We start from the raw sequence: 21,275 nt of genomic DNA, 5'->3' as shown, positions 1-21,275 counted from the left end.
GCGAGCCCTGCCCTGTCGACACCCGCTCGAGAATGCGCGCTCAGCCCGCTGTGACGAGCTTCAGCGTTTCTTCGAGCGATGCCGGATCGAACACCGACGCACCGACCAGATTGCCGTCGATACGCTTGGTCAAACCCGCAAGGACCTTGCCCGGACCGCATTCGATCACGTGCGTGACACCCTGCGCGGCCATGGCCTGCACGCATTCGACCCAGCGCACCGCACCAGCCGCCTGGCGCACCAGCGCGTCCTTGATTTTGGCCGGCTCGTTGACCACGGCGACGTCGACGTTGTTGATGACCGGAATCGACGGCACCCGCACGTCGATGCTCGCGAGGTATTCGCGCAGTTGATCCGACGCGGGCTTGAGCAGCGACGAGTGGAACGGCGCCGACACCGGCAGCGGCAGCGCGCGCTTCGCGCCCTTCGCCTTCGCGACTTCGCAAGCCTTCTCGACCGCGGCTTTGTGGCCCGCGATCACGACTTGCGCCGGAGCGTTGAAATTGACCGCTTCGACGACGCCCGCCGGCGACGCTTCCACGCAGACCGCGTGCACCGTGTCGTCGTCGAGACCGAGAATCGCGGCCATGCCGCCTTCGCCCACCGGCACTGCGGTTTGCATTGCTTGCGCGCGGAAACGCACGAGCGGCACCGCGTCGCGAAACGCCAGCGCGCCGGCCGCGACGAGCGCGGTGTATTCGCCGAGGCTATGGCCCGCGACGATCGCCGGCGCCGGGCCGCCCGCCTGCTGCCACGCGCGATAGATAGCGTAGGCCGCGGTCAGCATGACCGGCTGGGTGTTGGTGGTGAGATTGAGATCTTCGGCAGGGCCTTCGGCGATCAGCTTGCCGAGGTCCTGGTTGAGTGCGTCGGACGCTTCCTGAACCGTCTCACGCACGATTGCGTGGTCGGCGAATCCGTTGAGCATGCCGACCGCCTGCGAACCCTGCCCAGGAAAAACGAACGCGAATTTCATATCGTCCCCAAATTCTGTTTAATCGGATGTGACGGCGGGCCGCGGCTGCCAGATGGCGCGCGGGGTTACGCCGGCCGCGCGGGCGCCGCTCGCGGCGCCCTGCGATGCGTCGTCGCGCTCAGTAGCGAATGACCGACGCGCCCCACGTGAAGCCGCCGCCGACGCCTTCGATCAGCACGTTCTGGCCGCGCTTGATGCGGCCGTCGCGTACCGCGACATCGAGTGCAAGCGGAATGGACGCCGCCGACGTATTGCCGTGCTCGCCCACCGTGACGACCATGCGCTCCTGCGGCAGACCGAGCTTGCGGCAGGTGCTCTGCATGATGCGGATATTGGCCTGATGCGGAATCAGCCAGTCGACCTGCTCGGGCTTCAGATCGGCTTTTTCCAAAGCTTCGATCGCAACCTTCTCGAGCACGTTGACGGCGAGTTTGAACACAGCCTGACCGTCCATATGCAGGAACGCGCTGCCGGCGACCACGCCGCGGTTCACGTTGCCCGGCGTGCAGAGAATGTTCGAATGGCTGCCGTCCGCGTGCAGCGCGCTCGAGAGCACACCCGGTTCGTCGGAGGCTTGCAGGATCACCGCGCCAGCCCCGTCGCCGAACAGCACGCAGGTGGTGCGGTCGTTGAAATCGAGAATGCGCGAGAAGGTTTCCGCGCCGATCACGAGCGCCGTGCGATGCTGGCCGCTGCGAATCAGGGCGTCCACCGTCGCCATTGCATAGGCGAAGCCCGAACAGACTGCCTGCACGTCGAACGCGGCACCGTTATTCTTGATGCCGAGCTTGTTCTGTAGCAGGCAGGCGGTGCTCGGGAACACGAAGTCAGGTGTGGAGGTGGCGACGACGATCAGGTCGATCGACTGCGGATCGATGTCCGCCGCTTCGATCGCACGCTGCGACGCGATCAACGCGAGGTCGCTGGTCGTGACGTCCGGTTCGGCGAAGTGACGCGCATGGATGCCCGTGCGCGCGACGATCCATTCGTCGCTCGTCTCGACACCTTGACTGGCGAGACGCTCAGCCAGATCCTGATTGGTGACGCGGTTGGGCGGCAGACAGCTGCCGGTGCCCAGCACGCGGGAATAGATAGTGGATTGAGCCATTATGCCTTCGAGGATTGCGCAGCGTAGGGCTCGGCCGGCTGGCCTGCGATCGGGCTTGCGTGACCCGCACCGCTTGCGTCGCGCGCCGCCTGTTCGAGAGAACCCGCATTCTCTTCCATCGCTCGCGCAAGGCGCTCCAGCACGCCGTTTTTGACGGCATCATACCCGCGTTTGATGGCCCACTCAAACGCGTAGGCATCGGCGGAACCGTGGCTTTTGATTACGAGACCGCGCAAGCCGAGCAGCGCGGCGCCGTTGTATTGCCGATGATCGACGCGTTTCTTGAAGCGCATCAATACCGGCAACGCGAGCACCGCCATCACCTTGGTCAGCCACGACCGACCGAACTCTTCCTTGATGATGTTGGACAGCATTTGCGCGAGACCTTCCGACGTCTTCAGCGCGACATTGCCGACAAAGCCATCGCAGACGATTACGTCGACGGTGCCCTTGTAGATGTCGTCGCCTTCTACATTGCCGTGAAAGTTCAGTGTACTCGCACGCAGCAGTTCACCGGCGCGTTTGATGATGTCGTTGCCCTTGATGACCTCTTCGCCGATGTTGAGCAGGCCGATGGTGGGCCGGTCTTTTCCCTCGAGCCCGGACACGAGCGCGTGCCCCATCTCGGCGAACTGCAGCAGATGCTGCGGCTCGCAGTCGACGTTGGCGCCCAGGTCGAGCATCATCGTATAGCCGGTGGGATTTGGCAGGGCAAACGCGATGGCCGGGCGTTCGATGCCCGACAGCGTTTTCAGCACATAACGCGAGACCGCCATCAACGCGCCGGTATTGCCGGCTGAAATGCAGGCCTGCGCCTCGCCTTCCTTGACGCGGTTCAGCGCCACGCGCATCGACGAATCTTTTTTCTTGCGCAGCGCGACCTCAACCGGATCGTCCATCGCGACGACCTCAGTAGCAGGCACGACGGTCAGCGCCGGCAGATCCTGAGCCTTGAGCTTCTTCAGCTGCGCACGAATCGCACTTTCAATGCCGACGAGCAGCAACTGCGCGTCGGGATGCGAACGAACGAAGTTGACGGCAGCGGGAACGGTCACGGACGGGCCGTGGTCGCCTCCCATGCAATCTATCGTGAGCTTTACTGTCATGGAGTGCGACGAATTTCAGACACAAAAAAGCGGCAGTTGAATGCCGCCTTTTTGCCGAACCGGGAAAATGTCAAGCGAGCCGATCGCTGCGCGAAACGCCACAGGGCGCATCGCAGTCAACGATTAGTCGTTCTTCGTCTTGACGACTTTCTTGCCGCGATAGTAGCCGTTCGGGCTAATGTGGTGACGCAGATGCACTTCGCCCGTGCTCGGCTCGACGGCCAGCGGCGCTGCCGTCAAGAAATCGTGCGAACGGTGCATGCCGCGCTTCGACGGCGACTTCTTGTTTTGTTGAACTGCCATGACTAAAACTCCAAAAAATTTTCCGAATTCTAACACAGCCCGATACGGACTTAACCACTGGCCGAATGGCCAATGCGCCCGCATCGCGCCCCCTGCAACTGTTCAGTGCTTCTTGCCGCCCGGTTCGTCGCGCTTCAGAGTTTCGAGCGCCGCAAACGGATTGCGCCGTTCGCTGGACTGGTCCGGCTCGCCGACATCGCCGCTTTCGTCCTGCGCGGCTTCGTCGCCCTCGCCTTCGCTGCCGTCCGCGCCAGAGACAAGGCTCTCGTGCACTTCAGGACAGACTTCGTGTTTGGGCACGAGCGGCAAGGAAAGCAGCAACTCTTCTTCGATCAAGTCGATGAGATCGAACTGGCGCGAGCCGACGATCACCTCGACTTCATCCTCGTCGAGCGGAAACTCTTCGGCTTCCGCCTCCGTATTGACGATCCGGTAAGTTGCATCGACGTTGAACGCCTGCGAATACGGCGTCAAGCACCGCTGGCATTCGAGCCACGCCGCACCGTGAATCGCCAGCCGCAGATAAGGCTGGGGACCTTCGGTGCCGTCGTCCTGCAATTCCGGCTGCGTCGTCCCTTCGGCTTGCCATGTGAACGCGGTGTCGCGATCTGGCGCTTCCGCCGGGACTTCGTTTAACATGCGCGGCAGTTGCGAGACGCGCACGACACCCGCGGCCTGACGTCCGCTCCGCGTGAATTCGAACAGATCGAGCTCATGCGGGTCGGACAGACCTGCAGGTTTGCCAGGATGTTGAGTCATGTGCGCTCCTGCGTCGGCAAGCATGTTGCCGGGGTGATTCGCGAAGAACGATCAGATCCGCCGCGAAGGTAATCCGGTGTGCGAGGTAGCCAGTGGATCACGACTGTTGCGTTCAACCTAGCTGCGCCTTCTCAACCTTCCGACTGCCGAAAGCCGCTGAACGCGCCGAGACCCTTCAAGCGCAAGCATACCGTGAAAAGCCCGAAATCATATCCGTTTTGTCTTTTCGAGTCAAACACTTAAGCCCGTATGTGCGCGAGCCTCGCGCGACGCCGTACGACCCGTCACTTCCGTTGCCCGCAAACCATGTCTGATTCCTCCAAACGCCCGCCACGCCTGATTCTGGCGTCGAGTTCGCCATATCGCCGCGAGCTGCTCGAACGCCTGCGGGTGCCGTTCGACGTCGTCGCGCCCGCGATCGACGAAACCCCGCTCGCCGGTGAAACGCCCGAAGCAACCGCGCTGCGGCTCGCCGAAGCCAAAGCCCGTGCGGTCGCTCAAGGCCTCGACGGCGAACGCACGCTCGTGATCGGCTCCGACCAGGTCGCCACTTACGACGGTCTGCAGATCGGCAAGCCCGGCACGCACGACAGGGCGCTTGCGCAATTGCAGGCGATGCGCGGCCGCGACGTGCTGTTTCATAGTGCGCTGTGCCTGTTCGACAGCGCGACGGACAGCGCGCAAACCGTCGACGTGATCACCCGGGTGCGCTTTCGCGACCTGCCGGACGACGCGCTCGACGCCTACCTGCGCGCCGAAACGCCCTACGACGTGGCCGGCAGCGCCAAATCCGAAGGACTTGGCATCGCACTGCTGGAAGCCATCCATTCCGACGACCCAACCGCGCTCGTCGGCCTGCCGCTGATCGCGCTGTCGCACATGCTGCTCGCGGCCAACTACCCGCTTCTGAGGGCACGATGACCGGCACGCTCTATCTGATTCCAAATACGCTCGGCGAAGGCGACGCAAGCGCGCTCGAGTTGGTGCTGCCCGCGCCCGTGCGCGCCCGCGCCGCGTCGCTGCACTATTACATTGGTGAAAACGCCAAAACCACGCGCGCGTTCCTGAAGAAAGTCGGCACTGAACGGCCGATTCAGGAAATCGAAATTCGCGAACTGAACGTCAATACACCGCCCGGGGAAATCGACAAGCTGCTTGCCCCACTGCTCTCAGGTACGGACGCGGGACTCGTCTCCGAGGCCGGCTGCCCGGCGGTCGCGGACCCGGGCGCGCTGCTCGTGCGACGCGCGCACGAGCGCGGCGTGAAGGTGGTGCCGCTGGTGGGGCCGAGTTCGATTCTGCTCGCGCTGATGGCGTCGGGGCTGAACGGCCAAAGCTTCGCCTTCCACGGTTACCTGCCCGTCGACGCCGCCGAGCGCGCCAAACGCCTGCGCGACCTCGAACAACAGTCGCGAAAGAGCCGGCAAACGCAGATCTTCATCGAAACGCCGTACCGGAATCGCGCGTTGCTCGATACGTTGCTCGCGAGCTGCGTGCCGTCGACGCTCGTCTGCGTCGCAGTCGACCTGACGCTGCCGAGCGAAACGATCGCAAGCCGGAGCGTCGCCGACTGGAAAAAGAAGCCGGAGATCGACCTGCATAAGCGGCCGGCGATTTTTCTGATTCTGGCGGCCTGAGCGCAGGCACCGGCCAGGCAGCGAAGGCCTGGTCGCGCCTGGAACCCGCACACAATGACAAAGCCCGCGCGATCGACCCAGGCCGAGCGCGCGGGCTTCTTTTATTACCGCGAGTTCAACGCAGATTCATTTTCGCGCCGAGCGCCATCGCCCGAACCGCTCCGGCGCCGACCGCCGCACCGAATTTGCGGGCAACGCGATCCGTAATGCTTTCTTTCACCGTGTAATCAACGATATCTGGTGCCTTGAAGATCTCACGCGCGACGTAATCCGCGTCGCCAAACCCATCCGCGAGACCGAGTTCGACACTCTTCTGCCCCGTCCAGAACAGACCCGAGAACATATCGGGTGTCTCATGCAGCCGCTTGCCGCGCCCCTGACGCACCGCGTCGATGAACTGCGCGTGGATCTGATCTAGCATAGCTTGTGCATGTTCGTCCATCTTCGGCGTTTCAGGCGAGAACGGATCGAAAAAGCCTTTATTCTCACCCGATGTATGCAGCCGGCGCTGAATCCCGAGCTTGTCCATCAGGCCCGTGAATCCGAAGCTGTCCATCAACACGCCAATTGAACCGACGATGCTCGCCTTGTCCACATAGATCTTCTCCGCCGCTGCGGCCGCGTAATATCCGCCGGACGCGCACATATCGCCGACCACGACATATAGCGGAATAGACGGATATTTGCCGCGCAATCGCCGAACTTCGCTGTTGATGATGCCCGCTTGCACGGGACTACCACCGGGACTGTTGCAATAGAGAATCACCCCGGCGGTATCGGAATCTTCAAACGCGGAATCGAGCGCAGTGTTGACATCTTCTGCGTTCGCGTTCGTATCTGTTGCGATCTCGCCATCAAGCGAAATCATCGCCGTATGACGGCCGGTCGTGGCGACGCGCTCGCCGGAGAAACTCAACACACCCCAGATTGCGAGTGCCAGCACGGCGAGAAAGACGAAGCGGAAAAAAATCCGCCAACGCCGCGCGGCGCGTTGCTCGGTGATCGCTTCAAGCGCGATGCGCTCAAGCGCGGCCCGCTCCCAGCCGGGCTGATCGGCGGATGCACGGGAGCGGCCTCCCGAGGCAGGGTCCTTTTCGGGGGTCAAATTGTCGGACATGCGGACAGTGGAAAGATTGAAGGGGAAATCAGCGCGTGACCGGCAGCAACTCGCCGTCAGGCAACCAGAATACTGCACGGCCCTCGGGCGTATCTCGCTCCTCGACCTGCACGGGGCGCAATCTGCCCCCGCGACACGGACCACCGACGCATTTGCCGGTATCCGGCGCGTAAATCGCGCCATGTGTCGCGCACATCAAGTATAAGCCGGACGATTCGAAGAACTGCCCTTCCTGCCAGTCGAGTTCCATCGGCACATGAGCACAACGGTTCAGATAGCCGTAGGCGCAGCCATCATAGCGGACGAAAAACACTACGGCATCCTGTCCGCCGAGCCGCGCGTCGCGCCGGATGCCGTCGCCACCGTCGACCAGTTCGTCGGCGGCGCAAATACGCACTGCCTGCGCAGCCGCGGCAGCACCGGTAGCCACGCCGTCGGCGCTCATGCGTTCTCCCGCAGCCAGCCGGACAAATCACTGACGCTCGACGCAACGAACTTCGGTGACATAGCATTCAGCGAATTCGCCGGATGCGCGCCGTACGTCACGCCGATGCCCGCCACGCCGGCGTTGAGCGCCATCTGCAGATCGTGCGTCGTGTCGCCGATCATGACCGTGCGCGCCGTATCCTGCCCCAATTCGCGGGTGAGCTCGTGCAGCATTGCCGGATGCGGCTTCGAGAAAGTTTCGTCAGCGCAGCGCGTGCCGTCGAACAGGCTCGTCAGGCGCGCCTGGTCGAGCGCGCGATTGAGCCCGACGCGGCTCTTGCCGGTCGCGACGGCGAGCAGATAGCCGACGTCGCGCAACTCCTGGAGCATCTCGCGCACACCGGGGAACAGCTCGGTGGTCTGGTCTTTAACCAGAAAATGAAAGCGGTAACGCTCAGAAAGCCGCGGATAGTCGGCCGGAGCGAGCGTCGGGGCGGCGATCTGCAATGCATCGCGCAGACCGAGGCCGATGACGTAGCTCGCGGCTTCGTCGGCGGGAACCGGCAGGCCGAGATCGCGGCAGGCCGCCTGGATGCTGCGCGTGATGTGCGCGGTCGAATCCATCAGCGTGCCATCCCAGTCAAACACGATCAGATCAAATTGCTCTCTAGCCATGCAAAGTCGTCTCCGGGTTGAACCCAGTGCGTAGTTCGTTGAGTTGCTCGATAAAGCCGCGGCAGTCGGCCGGCAGCGGCGCCTCCAGCTGCAGCGGCGCGCCGGTGGCCGGATGCGTGAGCTTGAGCCGGTAAGCGTGCAGAAACATGCGCTTGATGCCTGGCTTCGCATTGGCGCGCGCAAGCGCCTTGTTCAGTGCGAAATCACCATATTTGGCGTCGCCGACGATCGGCAATGCCAGATGCTGCAAATGCACGCGAATCTGGTGCGTGCGCCCCGTCTTCAGTTCCGCCTCCAGCAGCGCGTAGTCCGGCCAACGGTCGACCAGATTGAAGATCGTGTGAGAAGCGAGTCCGTCGGCCTGCACGCGCACGCGGCGCTCGCCGTCGGCGGTCAGGTACTTGTGCAGCGGCTCCTTCACCGCGCGGCGGCGGCCCCAATCGCTCGCCCATTCGCCGTGCACGCACGCGTAGTAGCGCTTGTCCATCCGGTTGTCGCGGATCTGTTCGTGCAGATTGACGAGCGCCGCGCGCTTTTTCGCGAGCATCAGGATGCCCGAGGTCTCGCGATCCAGCCGGTGCACGAGTTCGAGGAATTTCGCCTGCGGCCGCGCCTCGCGCATCTGCTCGATCACGCCGAACGCGACACCGCTACCGCCGTGCACGGCGACGCCGGCCGGCTTGTCGATCACGAGTAGATGCTCGTCTTCGAACAGGATGTGAAAGCCCGCCGCAGGCACAGGCACATGGGCTGCGGCCTCATTCGGCTGCGCGACGCGAATGGGCGGCACTCGCACCAGATCGCCCAGTTCGAGCCGGTATTGCGCATCGATCCGGCCCTTGTTCACGCGCACTTCACCGCTGCGCAGGATGCGATAAATATGGCTCTTCGGCACGCCCTTGCAGACGCGCAGCAGGAAATTGTCGATGCGCTGACCGGCCGATCGGTCGTCGATTTCGATCAGCGAAACCTGGTCGCTTGAAACCTGGCCCGCAGGCGAGCCTTCGACCGCGCCTGCAACCGATCTCTGGGATGTTTTGCCTAACTCTTTCATTCTGAATATAATTTGGCCAGCAGTCCGCGACGACCGGCGCAGTGTTCGCACAGCGTCCGGAATGCGGGTGGATTGCGCGAGCGCAAGCGATAAACCGTTATTTTACTTGCGCCGGGGTCTGGTTGCTCACCCTGAAAATGAGATGCAACAAGTTGCACGCACGAAGTCAGCACCCGGCAGGGACGGCGCCCGCAGGCGCGTTCGGTCAAGGTCGGCTTCGACGGTAACGGAATTTTGGTAAAAAAGAATTTAGCTTTCAGCTTCGTGATCCGGGTGGTATGACGCCCTGCTGGACGAAGCTGCAAGCCGCGAAAATACGGCGTGCGCCCGAGGCGTCTTGTAGAAAGTACAAGACATGGCGACGTCAAAAGAAGGCGAGACACCCCCAGCAGGAAAAGACGCGCCGCCTGCGCGAACTTCCCGTTGCGGCATGACCGCGGACTTCGGCCCTTCGCTCGCGCGCCCATTTGGCGCGCCAGCTCCACAGGACGAAGACTTATGAAGGTCTGCTGGCTAAACGCGGCGTGTCAGGCCATGATTTGAAGCCGTGTTCGCATGTGCCCTGCGGCACCGCGCCTGTTTTTTTAATCGGGCGGGGCCCTCTCAGGCAATTCTCCCGCCATCTTTCCCGCTCCAGCGTGCTTGTGAAAACACAATAAGACGCGGCACGTCTGCCCTCTCCGCTCTCGCGACTGACAACCGCGCAGCTGGGCCGGCGAGGCCGCTCTGGAGCCGTTCAATGAAACGAATGTTGTTCAACGCGACGCAGCAGGAAGAGCTGCGCGTCGCCATCGTCGATGGGCAAAAACTCATCGACATCGACATCGAAACCGCCGGCCGCGAACAGCGCAAAGGCAATATTTACAAGGGCATCATCACGCGCATCGAGCCGTCGCTCGAGGCCTGCTTCGTCAACTACGGCGAAGACCGTCACGGCTTCCTGCCGTTCAAGGAAGTCGCCCGCCAATACTTCCGCGACGGCGTCGACATGCGTTCCGCACGCATCCAGGACGCGCTGAAGGAAGGTCAGGAACTGATCGTCCAGGTCGAAAAGGAAGAACGTGGCAACAAGGGCGCAGCCCTGACCACGTTCATCTCGCTGGCCGGCCGCTATCTGGTGCTGATGCCGAACAACCCGCGTGGCGGCGGCGTGTCGCGCCGGATCGAAGGCGACGACCGTCAGGAACTGCGCGAAACCATGGCGCAGCTGCAACTGCCGGAAGGCATGAGCATCATCGCGCGCACGGCCGGCATCGGCCGCAGCGCCGAAGAGCTGCAGTGGGACCTGAACTACCTGATGCAGCTGTGGCGCGCGATCGAAGCCGCGTCGCAAAGTGGCACGAGCGGTCAGCCGATGCTGATCTATCTCGAGTCGAGCCTCGTGATCCGCGCGATTCGCGACTACTTCCAGCCCGATATCGGCGAAATCCTGATCGACACCACCGAAATCCATGACCAGGCACGCGCCTTCATGGACATCGTGATGCCGGACAACGTCGGCAAGGTGAAGCGCTACCACGACGACGTGCCGCTGTTCTCGCGTTTCCAGATCGAGCACCAGATCGAAACCGCGTATTCGCGCACGGTGCCGCTGCCGTCGGGCGGCGCGATCGTGATCGACCACACCGAGGCACTCGTCGCTATCGACGTGAACTCGGCGCGCGCGACCAAGGGGGCGGACATCGAGGAAACGGCCGCGCGCACGAACCTCGAAGCCGCCGACGAAGTCGCCCGCCAGTTGCGTCTGCGCGACCTGGGCGGCCTGATCGTGATCGACTTCATCGACATGGAATCGGCCAAGAGCCAGCGCGAAGTCGAACAGCGACTGAAGGACGCGCTGAAGCACGACCGCGCCCGCGTGCAGATGGGCAAGATCTCGCGTTTCGGCCTGATGGAGCTGTCGCGTCAGCGTCTGCGTCCGGCGCTGTCGGAAGGCAGCCACGTCACGTGCCCGCGTTGTAACGGCACGGGCCATATCCGCGATACCGAATCGTCCGCGCTGCAAGTGCTGCGGATCATTCAGGAAGAAGCGATGAAGGAAAACACCGCGGCGATCCATTGCCAGGTGCCGGTCGAAGTGACCGCCTTCCTGTTGAACGAGAAGCGCGCCGAAATCAACAAGATCGAGTCGCGTTTCAAGGTCAACGTCGTGCTGATCCCGAACAAGCACCTCGACACGCCGCACTACAAGCTCGAGCGTCTGCGTCACGACGACGCGCGCCTCGACGATCCGCGCGCATCGTGGAAGATGGCCGAGGAAGCGGCCCGCGAACTCGAATCGGAAACCGGCTACAGCAAGCGCGCCGAGGAAGTGAAGCCGAAGCAGGAAGCGGCGGTCAAGGGCATCACGCCCGAGAAGCCGGCCCCGAGCGCGCCGGTCCGTCCGGCGGCCACCCCGGCTCCGGTCGCGGTGACGCCGGCCAGCGGCGGTTTCATCGGCTGGCTGAAGAATCTGTTCGGCATGCAGCCGGCTGCTCCGGCACCCGCAGCGCCGGCCACCACCGACAAGCAGGCTCGTCCGCAACGTGGCGAACGCACCGAGCGCGGTGAGCGCACGGGCGAGCGTGGCGGCGATCGCAACCGCAACCGCCGTGGCGGCGCAGGCGGCCGCGACGCTGCAGCGCGTGGCGAAGGCGCGACCGGCGGCCGTCAGGCACAAGGTCAGCAGCCGTCGCAGCGTCGCGAGGAGCGTGAAGGCCGCGAGGCACGCGAAGGCCGTGAGCCGCGCGTGCCGCGTGAGCAACGCGAACCGCGTGAGGCACGTGAAGGCCGTGAACCGCGTGAGGCCCGCGAGCCGCGTGAAGCCCGTGAGCCGCGTGAAGCCCGTGAGGGTCGCGAACGCGACACCCGCGGCGCCGAGCGCGCGGAGGCCGTCGATGGCGCGGCACGCGCCGAACGTCAGGAACGCGGTGAGCGCCGCGAGCGTGGCGAACGTGGCGAGCGCGCTGAACGCGTCGAGCGTGGCGAGCGTCGCAAGCCGCAGGCGGAAGCTGCCGCGGCGCTGACCCAAACCGACACGCAAGCCGCCGACGAACTGGCGCGCAACCGCGACGCAGCGGGTGAAAACGGCGTGCCGGTCGATCAGGAAGCGGCCGCGCGTGACGGCGAAGAGCGTCGTCGTCGCCGTCGCGGCCGTCGTGGTGGCCGTCGCGAGCGTGAAGAGGACGTGAACGGCAATCTCGCAGCGGACCTCGCGGAAGCAGAAGGCGATAACGTTGCCGCCGGCGACGAAGCGCCGGTGCGTGCCGAGCGTCCGGTCGAGCACACGCCTGCAGCCGGCGAAGCGAAGGACGTGACGCCGGTCGAAGTGGTGGTCGCCGCTGTCGCAACGGAAAGCGTCGTCGTGACCGAACTGCATGCTGCAGCCGAAACGCCGGCTCTCGCCGCGGAAAATGCCGCAAAGACCGAAAAAATCGTGCCGGTCGAAGAGGCTCCGGTGGCATCGATCCAGCCCGTGGCGACGGAACCGGCTATTGAAGCGCCGGCGCAAGCCGAACAAGCCGCGCCGGCCGCGAGCGAACCGGTCGCTCCGGTTGAACCGGTTGCTGCGGTCCAACCGGCCACGCATGCCGAATCACCGGCAGTCGAACCGGCCCCGGTAGCGCAGCCGACCGCCCCGGCCGAACCGCAAGTCGCGCCGGTTGCGCTCGACACCGCGGCTCCGGCCACGATCGTCGAGGCACCGGCAGCCGAGCCGGCACTGCAGGCCGAGATCGTCGAACCGCAACCGGTCGTCGCAACGGAGCCGACCGTGGTCGAACCGGCGCCCGCCGCTGCGGCCCCGCAGCCGGCTCCGGCCCGCAGCGCCGCGCCCGCCGTATCGGCCGACGCATTGCAGCCGATCCTCGAGCAGGCTGGCCTGATCTGGGTGAACACCGACGCCGACAAGCTGCGCGCCGCGCAGGAAGCGGCGGCGCAGACGATCAAGCCGCCGCGCGTGGTCCGTGAGCGCAAGGCGCTGCCGCCGGCCGACAGCACGCCGATGCAACAGGTCGAGACGGTCAAGCATCCGCAGTAAGCCGCTTCGTTGTCCGTGAAAAAGCCCGCCCTTTCCGGCGGGCTTTTTCTTTTGGCGGCCTGGCGTTGCCGCCAGCCGCGTCATGCGGCTCCCCGTATACCCCGACAACGCCCGCCTCCCGCCTGCCACCGCGGGCATTTCCGATAGAATTAATCATCCGCTGTCCGTTCAAGCATCTGACGAAGCATTTCATGTCCCGACGCATCATCCCTGTTGCCGATCTCAGCACGGCGCCGGTCATCACCGGCCCCGCGCAGACGCCTAGCGGCGTGCTGCACGATGCGCTCGCGCGTCCGCTGCGCGATCTGCGCATCTCGGTGACGGACCGCTGCAACTTCCGCTGCGTCTACTGCATGCCGCGCGCGGTGTTCGACAAGGACTATGCGTTCCTGCCGCATAGCGCGCTGTTGAGCTTCGAGGAGATCGAGCGGCTCACGCAGCAGTTCGTCGCGCATGGCGTCGAGAAAATTCGCCTGACCGGCGGCGAGCCGCTGCTGCGCAAGAACCTCGAATTCCTGATCGAGCGGCTCGCCCGGCTGACCACGCCCGCGGGCCGTCCGCTCGATCTCACGCTGACCACCAACGGCTCGCTGCTCGCGCGCAAGGCGCGCAGCCTGAAGGACGCTGGCCTCACCCGCGTGACCGTCAGCCTCGACGCGCTCGACGACGCCCTGTTTCGCCGCATGAACGACGCCGACTTCGCGGTCGCCGACGTGCTCGACGGCATCGCCGCCGCGCACGCGGTCGGGCTCGCGCCGGTCAAAGTGAACATGGTCGTCAAACGCGGCACCAACGACGGCGAAATCGTCCCGATGGCGCGTCATTTCAAAGGCACGGACGCGGTGCTGCGCTTCATCGAATATATGGACGTCGGCACCTCGAACGGCTGGAACATGACCGAAGTGCTGCCGTCCGCCGACGTCGTCAACCGCATCGCCGAGCATTTCCCGCTGGTGCCGCTCGAAGCGCACAGCGCCGCGGAGACCGCGCAGCGCTGGGGCTATGTCGACGGCGGCGGCGAGATCGGTGTCATTTCCAGCGTCACCCGCGCGTTCTGCGGCAATTGCACGCGCGCGCGTTTGTCGACCGAGGGCAAGTTGTACCTGTGCCTGTTCGCATCGACCGGGCATGACCTGCGCGCGCTGTTGCGCGGCGGTGCGAGCGATGCCGAAATCACCACCGCCATCGCCGAAATCTGGCAAGGTCGCAGCGACCGCTACTCGCAGCTGCGCGGCAGCCAGCCGGCCGATCCGGGCGAGCCGGCCGGGCGTCGCGTCGAAATGTCCTACATCGGCGGCTGAGCGGCCGACGCATGTCCATCCCCCGCGAACAGATCACCGGGCTCGTCCTCGCGGGCGGGCGCGGCACGCGCATGGGCGGCGTCGACAAGGGCTTGCAGCCGCTTCACGGCGAAGCACTCGCCGCGCACGTGTTGCGGCGCCTCGCGCCGCAGACGGGCCCGCTGATGATCAGCGCGAATCGCCATCCCGACACCTACGCGGTGCTCGGCGCGCCGTATCGTGCGACGCTAGTCGCCGACACCCTCCCCGATTTTCCCGGCCCGCTCGCCGGCATGCTTGCCGGGCTACGTGCCGCCGGCACCGGGTATCTGCTGAGCGTGCCCTGCGATTCGCCATGGCTGCCGGCCGACCTCGCCGCGCGCCTCGCGGACGCACTCGTCGCCAACGACGCCGATATCGCGACCGTCAGTACCGTCGACACCCGTGGCGAAACCTCGCTGCACCCGGTATTCGCGCTGATGCGCACTGCCGTCGCGGACGACCTGGCCGCGTTTCTGGCCGCCGGGGAGCGCAAGGTCCGCGCGTGGTACGCGCGCCACAAGACGGTCGAAGTCGTCTTTGCCGACGAGCGAGCGTTCTACAATGCCAACTCGTTACAAGAACTCGCCGACCTCGAACGCGATCGAGGCCCCGGCTGACATCCGCTCCGGCCGCCCGGCAACAGCCGCGCCCGTCTCCGGTCGCGACGCCCAGCCATTCATGACCACGCTCAACGACTTTTCCCGCTGCGTCGCGCAGTACGATCCTCATGCGCTACCCGTCCCGGCCGCTCAGGCGATCGTCCGGCAGTGGGCGACGCCGGTCGCGGCCGTCGAGCGCGTGGCGTTGCGCGATGCGCTCGAGCGCGTGCTCGCCGCCGACGTCGTGTCGCCGATCGACGTGCCCGCGCACGACAACTCCGCGATGGACGGTTACGCGTTCAATCACGCGGCGCTTGCGGCCCGTATGCGAGGCGGCGCAGAGAGCGTCGAACTGACGGTCGCCGGCAAGGCGCTCGCCGGCCATCCGTTCACGGACCGCGTAGCAGCGAACCAGTGCGTGCGCGTGATGACGGGCGCCTGTCTGCCCGCCGGCTGCGACACCGTCGTGCCGCAGGAACAGGTGGAGCGCGACAGTGCGGATTCTCCGTCGATCCGCTTTGCGGCCAGCGCGGTCACGGCGGGCGCGAACCGCCGCCGCGCCGGCGAAGATCTCGCGCGCGGCCACGTCGCGCTGCATGCCGGACGCATCGTGCGCGCGTCGGACCTCGGTCTGCTCGCATCGCTCGGGATCGGCGAAGTCAGCGTGCGGCGACGTCTGCGCGTCGCATTCTTTTCGACCGGCGACGAACTGCGCTCGCTCGGCGAACCGCTCGACGCCGGCTCGGTCTACGACAGCAACCGCTACACGCTGTTTGCGATGCTGCGGCGCCTGAACGTCGACGCGCTCGATCTCGGCGTCGTGCGCGACGAGCCGGCGGCGCTCGAAGCCGCGCTGCGCAGTGCCGCGGCCAATGCCGACGTGGTGCTGACCTCGGGCGGCGTGTCGGTCGGCGAAGCGGACTTCACGAAGCAGCTGCTGCAGACCTTCGGCGACGTCGCGTTCTGGAGTCTCGCGATGCGCCCCGGCCGGCCGCTCGCGTTCGGCCGCCTGTGGTCTGGCGCGCAGGCGGGGCTCGGCAAACCTGCGCTATTCTTCGGCCTGCCCGGCAATCCGGTCGCCGTGATGGTGACGTTCTATCAGATCGTGCGCGAAGCGCTGCTGCTGATGGCCGGCGCGACGCCACGGCCGTTGCCGGTGATTCACGCGACGAGCCGCGTGGCGGTGAACAAACGCGCGGGCCGCACCGAATTCCAGCGCGGCATCGCCGAACAGGACGCGCACGGACACTGGCACGTGAGCCCGACCGGGTCGCAAAGCTCGGGCGTGTTGAGCTCGATGAGCGAAGCGAACTGCTTCATCGTGCTCGGCCACGACGAGGGCGGCATCGACGTCGGCGATCGCGTGTCGATCATGCTGTTCGACGGACTCATCTGACGCTCGACGCGGCACATCGATCGCACGACATCGGCACCACCGCAGCACTTCATCGACGCTCCACCCACTATCACTACTACGACACACTGGGGATTGACTTACATGAAAAAACAGATCTCGTTCATCGCACCAGGACAGACGGCCAAAGCGCTGATCCTCGTGTATCTGACGTTCTCGGTGCCGATCGTGCTGCTCGGCGTGGTCGTCGCCTTCGTGCGCTACGGCTCGGTCGAGCTGAGCACGGTGTTCAGCGCGCTGCTGCTGAACGCGATCCTCGGCTTCGTGCTGTTGTGGATCGCGTGCCACGCCTACAACTGGGTCGCGTCGCGCTTCGGCGGCATCGAAATCCATCTGGCCGACGCACCGGAAGAAGCGTAATGTCCGCGACGATCCGCGCTGCCGAGCCCGCGGATACCGGCGCGATCTTCGCGCTCACGTACGAGCTCGCACAGTTCGAAAACCTCACGCACGTCTTCGTCGTGACGGAACAAAGCCTGCACGACGCGCTGTTCGGCGCGCGGCCGTCGATCGAGGCGCTGGTTGCCGAAGACGCGGGACGCATCGTCGGCTATGCGCTGTTCTTCCACAATTTTTCGAGCTTCGCGGGGCGCCGCGGGCTCTATCTCGAGGACGTCTACGTGCAGCCCGCGCAGCGTGGCGGCGGGCTCGGCACCGCGCTTTTGCGACACGTCGCTGCGCTGGCCGTGAAGCGGCAATGCGCGCGCTTCGAGTGGACCGTGCTCGACTGGAACCAGCCGGCGATCAGCTTTTATCAGAAGATGGGCGCGACGGTGTTGCCGGATTGGCGCGTCGTGCGCGTGACCGGCGACGCGCTGGAGCAACTGGCTCAAGGCGCTTGAATTCCAGCGCCTCGCCGCTCATTGCTCATCCGGTTCCACACCCGACAGCGCATCGCCGAGCAAGCCGCTTGCCTCGTCGCCCGGTAACGCCTCGACGTCGCGCAGCTTGCGGTTCATCATGCGCGTGCGCGTTTCGGCGGCTTCGATCGACCGCGTGACGGTTTCCAGCTGCGCCTTGGTCTTCGCGAGCACGTCGCCGAATTTGCCGAACTCCGTCTTCACCGCGCCGAGCACCTGCCAGACCTCGCTCGAACGCTTTTCGATCGCGAGCGTGCGGAAACCCATCTGCAAGCTATTGAGCAACGCGGTCAGCGTGGTCGGCCCCGCGATCGTCACGCGATAGTCGCGCTGCAGCAGATCCGTCAGCCCCGGCCGGCGCAGCACTTCCGCGTACAGGCCTTCGGTAGGCAGGAACAGCAGCGCGAAGTCGGTCGTATGCGGTGGCGCCACGTACTTCTCCGCGATGGTGCGCGCTTCCGCGCGGATCCGCGCTTCGAGCGCGCGCGAAGCTTCTTCGACCGCGACCGGATCGGCGCGCTCCTGCGCTTCGATCAGCCGCTCGTAATCCTCGCGCGGGAATTTGGCGTCGATCGGCAGCCATACCGGCGTATTCGCGCCGCCCGGCTCCGGTCGCCCCGGCAGCCGAATCGCGAACTCCACGCGATCGGCACTCTTCGGCACCGTCGCGACGTTCTTCGCGTATTGATCGGCGGTCAGCAGCTGTTCGAGCAAGGCTTCGAGCTGCACTTCGCCCCACGTGCCGCGCGTCTTCACGTTGGTGAGCACGCGCTTCAGATCGCCGACGCCGGCCGCCAGCGTCTGCATCTCGCCGAGACCGCGATGCACCTGTTCGAGCCGGTCGGACACGAGCTTGAACGATTCGCCCAAACGCTGTTCGAGCGTGGCGTGCAGTTTTTCGTCGACGGTGCGGCGCATCTCCTCGAGCCGCGTCGCGTTGTTCGCCTCGATGTCCTTCAGACGCTGCTCGATCGTCGCGCGCACTTCGGCGAAGCGCCGGTCGTTCGCCTCGGTCAGTTGCCCGAGCTGCAGGCTCAGCGTGTCGCCGAACTGCTTCAGCGAGCGGCCCTGCTCGTCGCGCGCCTGTTGCGCCTGGGCCTGCAGGCTGTGACGCACGGCGTCGAGTTGCTGCGCGAAGCCGTCGATCTTGCCGCCCTGCACCGTGGTCATGCTGCTGAACTGCGCGGCGAGCGTCTGCTGAAACTGCGCGAAGCCGCTGCTTTGTTCGCTGCGCGACACGCGCGCGGTCTCGGCGATGTCGTTGCGCAGTTGCCGCTCGAGCCGCTCGGCGGTATGCGCCTGGGCGTCGACGACCGCATCGACGCGTTCGTTCAGCATTTCGAACTGTTCGTGCTGCTCCGTACGGTCGTGACCGCGCAGCAGCAATGCCAGTGCGATCACGAGGGCGACCGCCAGCACCGCGACGGCCGCCACCAGAATCATCGTCATGAACGAGCCTTGCCGATCACGTCGGGGTTGATCGGATTCGGCGGCTGACCGGCGCGCGGTCCTGCGCCGAGCCCGGCGATCAGGTTGTCCGCGGCGAGATTCGCCATCGCGCGGCGCGTGGCTTCGGTCGCGCTCGCGATGTGCGGCGTCAGCACGACGTTCGGCACCTCGAGCAGCGCCGGATTCACCTGCGGCTCGCCCTCGAACACGTCAAGTCCGGCAGCCCCGATGCGCTTCTCACGCAGCGCTTCGGCCAATGCAGCGTCGTCGACGATGCCGCCGCGCGCGATGTTCGTCAGCGTCGCGCTCGGCTTCATCAGCGCGAGTTCGGCCGCACCGATCGTATGGTGGTTCTCTTTCGTGTACGGCAGCACCAGCACGACGTGGTCGGCGCGCCGCAGCAGATCCTGTTTCGACACGTACTCCGCGTTCAGCTCGGCCTCGATCTGCGGCGCGACGCGTGAGCGGTTGTGATAAATGACCCGCATGTTGAAGCCCTGCGCGCGCCGCGCGAGCGCCTGGCCGATGCGGCCCATGCCGATCACGCCGAGTGTCGAGCCGTACAGGTCGCTGCCGAGGAAGCCGTCGTAGCTCCACTTCTGCCAATGCCCGGCGCGCAACCAGTGCTCCGATTCGGCGATGCGACGCGCGGCCGCCATCATCAGCGCCCAGCCGAAGTCGGCGGTCGATTCGTTCAGCACGTCCGGCGTGTTGGTGCCGAGTACATTGGCCGCGTTGAACGCGGCCATGTCGAAGTTGTTGTAGCCGACCGCCATGTTCGACACCACGCGCAGGCGCGGCGCCGCGGCGAGCACGCCCGCGTCGATCATGTCACCGGCCGTCAGCGCGCCGTCCTTGTCCGCGAGACGGCGCTTCAGCTCTTCGGCGGGCAACACGTCGCCCTCGTTCCAGTCGACGTCGAAGTACTGCTTGAGCCGGTCGATCACATCGGGAAAGATCGAACGGGCAACGAGGATTTTCTGCATTGCAAGTCTCCGTGTCGCACACGTCGAGGAGTTGCCTCGACGTTGCAGAGTCAGCGGTCAAAGAAAGAGCCAGCCGGTCAGCGCAAACAACGGCAGCAACACCGCGCCGGACCAGCCGAGATACGCAAAAAAGCTCGGCATGCGCACGCCGCGCGATTGCGCCATTGCCTTCACCATGAAGTTCGGCGCGTTGCCGATATAAGTGTTGGCGCCCATGAACACGGCGCCGGCCGAAATCGCCGCGAGCGTGGTCGCGCCGGTGGTCATCAAGGTCTGCGCGTCACCGCCCGCCAGGTTGAAGAACACGAGGTAAGTCGGTGCGTTGTCGAGAAACGAAGATAGCAGGCCGGTCGCCCAGAAGTACATGATGTCGCGCGGCTCGCCCGACGGCTCGTTGACCAGATGGACGACGCCCGCGAACGCACCCGCCTCTCCGGCCCGCAGGATCATGATGACCGGCACGATCGTCACGAAGATGCCGGCAAACAGTTTGGCGACTTCCTCGATCGGCGCCCAGTTGAAGTCGTTGCCGGCACGGGCCGCGCGCGGCGTCCACGCGAGCGATAGCAGCGTGACGGCGATCAGCGCTGCGTCGCGCACGATGTTTTGCAACGCGACGTGCGTACCGAGCACGTCGAACGTGATTTGCGGGCGCCACAGTCCGCTCATCAGCACCAGCGCGATCACCGCGGCGAGCAGCACAAAATTGATCTTGCCGTCGATGCCGAGCGGCGCGCCGTCGGGCGTCGGATCGAGGAAAGTCGAACGCACCTCCTCGCGCTGGTGAAAGTAGTACGAATCGAGTGCATAGAAAGCGGCGAGCAGCACGCCGCTCACAAACAGCATCGGCCGCGCGAGATGCGTGGTGGTCCAGAAAAAACTCACACCCTCGAGAAAGCCGAGGAACAACGGCGGGTCGCCGAGCGGCGACAGCGCGCCCCCGATGTTCGCGACGAGGAAGATGAAAAACACGACCACGTGGGTCACATGGCGGCGATTGTCGTTTGCGCGCAGCAACGGGCGGATCAGCAGCATCGCCGCGCCGGTCGTACCCATCACGCTCGCGAGCAAGGTGCCGAGCGCGAGAATCGCGGTGTTCAGGCGCGGCGTTCCACGCAGATTGCCCCGCACGCAGATGCCGCCCGCGACGGTATAGAGCGCGGTCAACAGGATGATGAACGGGATGTACTCGTCGAGCATGGCATGCGCGAGCGCGCCGAGCGCCGCGCTCGCGCCGAAGCTGACGGCGAACGGCGCGATGAACGCGAGCGCCCACGCCGCTGCAATCTTGCCGAAATGGCGATGCCAGAAGGCTGGCGCAACGAGCGGAAAGATCGCGATCGACAGCAGCACACCCGCAAAGGGCAAGCCCCACAGCGCCGACAGGCGCGCGCCGTCGAGAGTCGCGGCCTGCACGCACGGCGCGCACAGCGCGAGCATCGCCGCAACGGCGAGCCACAGGCCCG

The 21,275-nt window shown here is 65.3% G+C and carries 20 protein-coding genes; 8 read left to right on the top strand and 12 right to left on the bottom strand.

Annotated features, from left to right (window positions below):
- Window positions 1-40: 40 nt before the first annotated feature.
- From fabD to EVC45_RS11820, 5 genes are all read right to left on the bottom strand, one after another.
- The gene (fabD, locus tag EVC45_RS11840; protein WP_129958175.1) at window positions 41-976 is read right to left on the bottom strand and encodes an ACP S-malonyltransferase; all 936 of its coding nucleotides are present in this window, start codon (window positions 974-976) and stop codon (window positions 41-43) included.
- Window positions 977-1,094: 118 nt separating this feature from the next.
- Window positions 1,095-2,084, bottom strand: a complete 990-nt coding sequence (locus EVC45_RS11835) for a beta-ketoacyl-ACP synthase III (protein ID WP_129958174.1) — start codon at window positions 2,082-2,084, stop codon at window positions 1,095-1,097.
- A complete protein-coding gene (plsX, locus tag EVC45_RS11830; RefSeq protein WP_129958173.1) occupies window positions 2,084-3,190 on the bottom strand; it encodes a phosphate acyltransferase PlsX in 1,107 nt (368 codons plus the stop codon). Before plsX ends, EVC45_RS11835 begins: the two co-directional genes overlap by 1 nt.
- Window positions 3,191-3,313: 123 nt before the next feature.
- Complete coding sequence (gene rpmF / locus EVC45_RS11825; RefSeq protein ID WP_006401275.1) at window positions 3,314-3,493, bottom strand: 50S ribosomal protein L32; 180 nt, start codon at window positions 3,491-3,493, stop codon at window positions 3,314-3,316.
- Window positions 3,494-3,595: 102 nt separating this feature from the next.
- Window positions 3,596-4,252 carry a DUF177 domain-containing protein gene (locus tag EVC45_RS11820; RefSeq protein WP_129958172.1) on the bottom strand — a complete coding sequence of 219 codons (657 nt, stop codon included), beginning with the start codon at window positions 4,250-4,252 and terminating at the stop codon, window positions 3,596-3,598.
- A gap of 306 nt (window positions 4,253-4,558) precedes the next feature.
- On the opposite strand from EVC45_RS11820, the gene EVC45_RS11815 reads away from it, so the two are divergent.
- Window positions 4,559-5,173, top strand: coding sequence for a Maf-like protein (locus EVC45_RS11815; protein WP_129958171.1), 615 nt, complete (start codon window positions 4,559-4,561; stop codon window positions 5,171-5,173).
- Window positions 5,170-5,889 (top strand): SAM-dependent methyltransferase, encoded by a 720-nt coding sequence (locus tag EVC45_RS11810; protein WP_129958170.1) that lies wholly within the window; start codon window positions 5,170-5,172, stop codon window positions 5,887-5,889. The genes EVC45_RS11815 and EVC45_RS11810 overlap by 4 nt, the downstream gene beginning before the upstream one ends.
- A gap of 115 nt (window positions 5,890-6,004) precedes the next feature.
- Here EVC45_RS11810 and EVC45_RS11805 read toward each other — a convergent pair whose 3' ends face one another.
- From EVC45_RS11805 to EVC45_RS11790, 4 genes are read right to left on the bottom strand one after another with little or no spacing between them, the layout of a single operon-like run.
- Window positions 6,005-7,006, bottom strand: a complete 1,002-nt coding sequence (locus EVC45_RS11805; protein ID WP_129958275.1) for a S49 family peptidase — start codon at window positions 7,004-7,006, stop codon at window positions 6,005-6,007.
- Window positions 7,007-7,034: 28 nt separating this feature from the next.
- The gene (locus EVC45_RS11800; protein WP_129958169.1) at window positions 7,035-7,451 is read right to left on the bottom strand and encodes a Rieske 2Fe-2S domain-containing protein; all 417 of its coding nucleotides are present in this window, start codon (window positions 7,449-7,451) and stop codon (window positions 7,035-7,037) included.
- A complete protein-coding gene (locus EVC45_RS11795; RefSeq protein WP_129958168.1) occupies window positions 7,448-8,107 on the bottom strand; it encodes an HAD-IA family hydrolase in 660 nt (219 codons plus the stop codon). The genes EVC45_RS11800 and EVC45_RS11795 overlap by 4 nt, the downstream gene beginning before the upstream one ends.
- Window positions 8,100-9,161: an RluA family pseudouridine synthase gene (locus EVC45_RS11790; RefSeq protein WP_129958167.1), complete on the bottom strand. Its 1,062-nt coding sequence runs from the start codon at window positions 9,159-9,161 to the stop codon at window positions 8,100-8,102. Before EVC45_RS11790 ends, EVC45_RS11795 begins: the two co-directional genes overlap by 8 nt.
- A 739-nt stretch (window positions 9,162-9,900) precedes the next feature.
- On the opposite strand from EVC45_RS11790, the gene EVC45_RS11785 reads away from it, so the two are divergent.
- From EVC45_RS11785 to EVC45_RS11760, 6 genes are all read left to right on the top strand, one after another.
- Window positions 9,901-13,179: an Rne/Rng family ribonuclease gene (locus EVC45_RS11785; protein WP_129958166.1), complete on the top strand. Its 3,279-nt coding sequence runs from the start codon at window positions 9,901-9,903 to the stop codon at window positions 13,177-13,179.
- Window positions 13,180-13,370: 191 nt separating this feature from the next.
- Window positions 13,371-14,480: a GTP 3',8-cyclase MoaA gene (moaA, locus tag EVC45_RS11780; RefSeq protein ID WP_129958165.1), complete on the top strand. Its 1,110-nt coding sequence runs from the start codon at window positions 13,371-13,373 to the stop codon at window positions 14,478-14,480.
- 11 nt (window positions 14,481-14,491) lie between these two features.
- Complete coding sequence (gene mobA / locus EVC45_RS11775; RefSeq protein ID WP_129958164.1) at window positions 14,492-15,118, top strand: molybdenum cofactor guanylyltransferase MobA; 627 nt, start codon at window positions 14,492-14,494, stop codon at window positions 15,116-15,118.
- A gap of 61 nt (window positions 15,119-15,179) precedes the next feature.
- On the top strand, window positions 15,180-16,496 hold the full coding sequence (glp, locus tag EVC45_RS11770) for a gephyrin-like molybdotransferase Glp (RefSeq protein WP_129958163.1): 1,317 nt from the start codon (window positions 15,180-15,182) through the stop codon (window positions 16,494-16,496).
- A 102-nt stretch (window positions 16,497-16,598) separates the two neighbouring features.
- Window positions 16,599-16,874 carry a hypothetical protein gene (locus tag EVC45_RS11765; RefSeq protein WP_008923126.1) on the top strand — a complete coding sequence of 92 codons (276 nt, stop codon included), beginning with the start codon at window positions 16,599-16,601 and terminating at the stop codon, window positions 16,872-16,874.
- Window positions 16,874-17,356 carry a GNAT family N-acetyltransferase gene (locus tag EVC45_RS11760; RefSeq protein WP_129958162.1) on the top strand — a complete coding sequence of 161 codons (483 nt, stop codon included), beginning with the start codon at window positions 16,874-16,876 and terminating at the stop codon, window positions 17,354-17,356. Before EVC45_RS11765 ends, EVC45_RS11760 begins: the two co-directional genes overlap by 1 nt.
- A gap of 18 nt (window positions 17,357-17,374) precedes the next feature.
- Here EVC45_RS11760 and EVC45_RS11755 read toward each other — a convergent pair whose 3' ends face one another.
- Genes EVC45_RS11755 through EVC45_RS11745 form a run of 3 tightly spaced genes read right to left on the bottom strand, consistent with a single transcriptional unit; the run spans window position 17,375 to window position 21,249 of the window.
- Window positions 17,375-18,823 (bottom strand): DNA recombination protein RmuC, encoded by a 1,449-nt coding sequence (locus EVC45_RS11755; RefSeq protein WP_129958161.1) that lies wholly within the window; start codon window positions 18,821-18,823, stop codon window positions 17,375-17,377.
- The gene (locus tag EVC45_RS11750; RefSeq protein ID WP_129958160.1) at window positions 18,820-19,809 is read right to left on the bottom strand and encodes a D-glycerate dehydrogenase; all 990 of its coding nucleotides are present in this window, start codon (window positions 19,807-19,809) and stop codon (window positions 18,820-18,822) included. The genes EVC45_RS11755 and EVC45_RS11750 overlap by 4 nt, the downstream gene beginning before the upstream one ends.
- Window positions 19,810-19,866: 57 nt before the next feature.
- Window positions 19,867-21,249 (bottom strand): sodium:proton antiporter, encoded by a 1,383-nt coding sequence (locus tag EVC45_RS11745; protein WP_211193413.1) that lies wholly within the window; start codon window positions 21,247-21,249, stop codon window positions 19,867-19,869.
- Window positions 21,250-21,275 lie beyond the last annotated feature (26 nt).

Source organism: Paraburkholderia sp. UYCP14C, assembly GCF_004197395.1.
Classification (GTDB): Bacteria; Pseudomonadota; Gammaproteobacteria; order Burkholderiales; family Burkholderiaceae; genus Paraburkholderia.
This window is presented reverse-complemented; position numbering and strand designations above follow the sequence as displayed.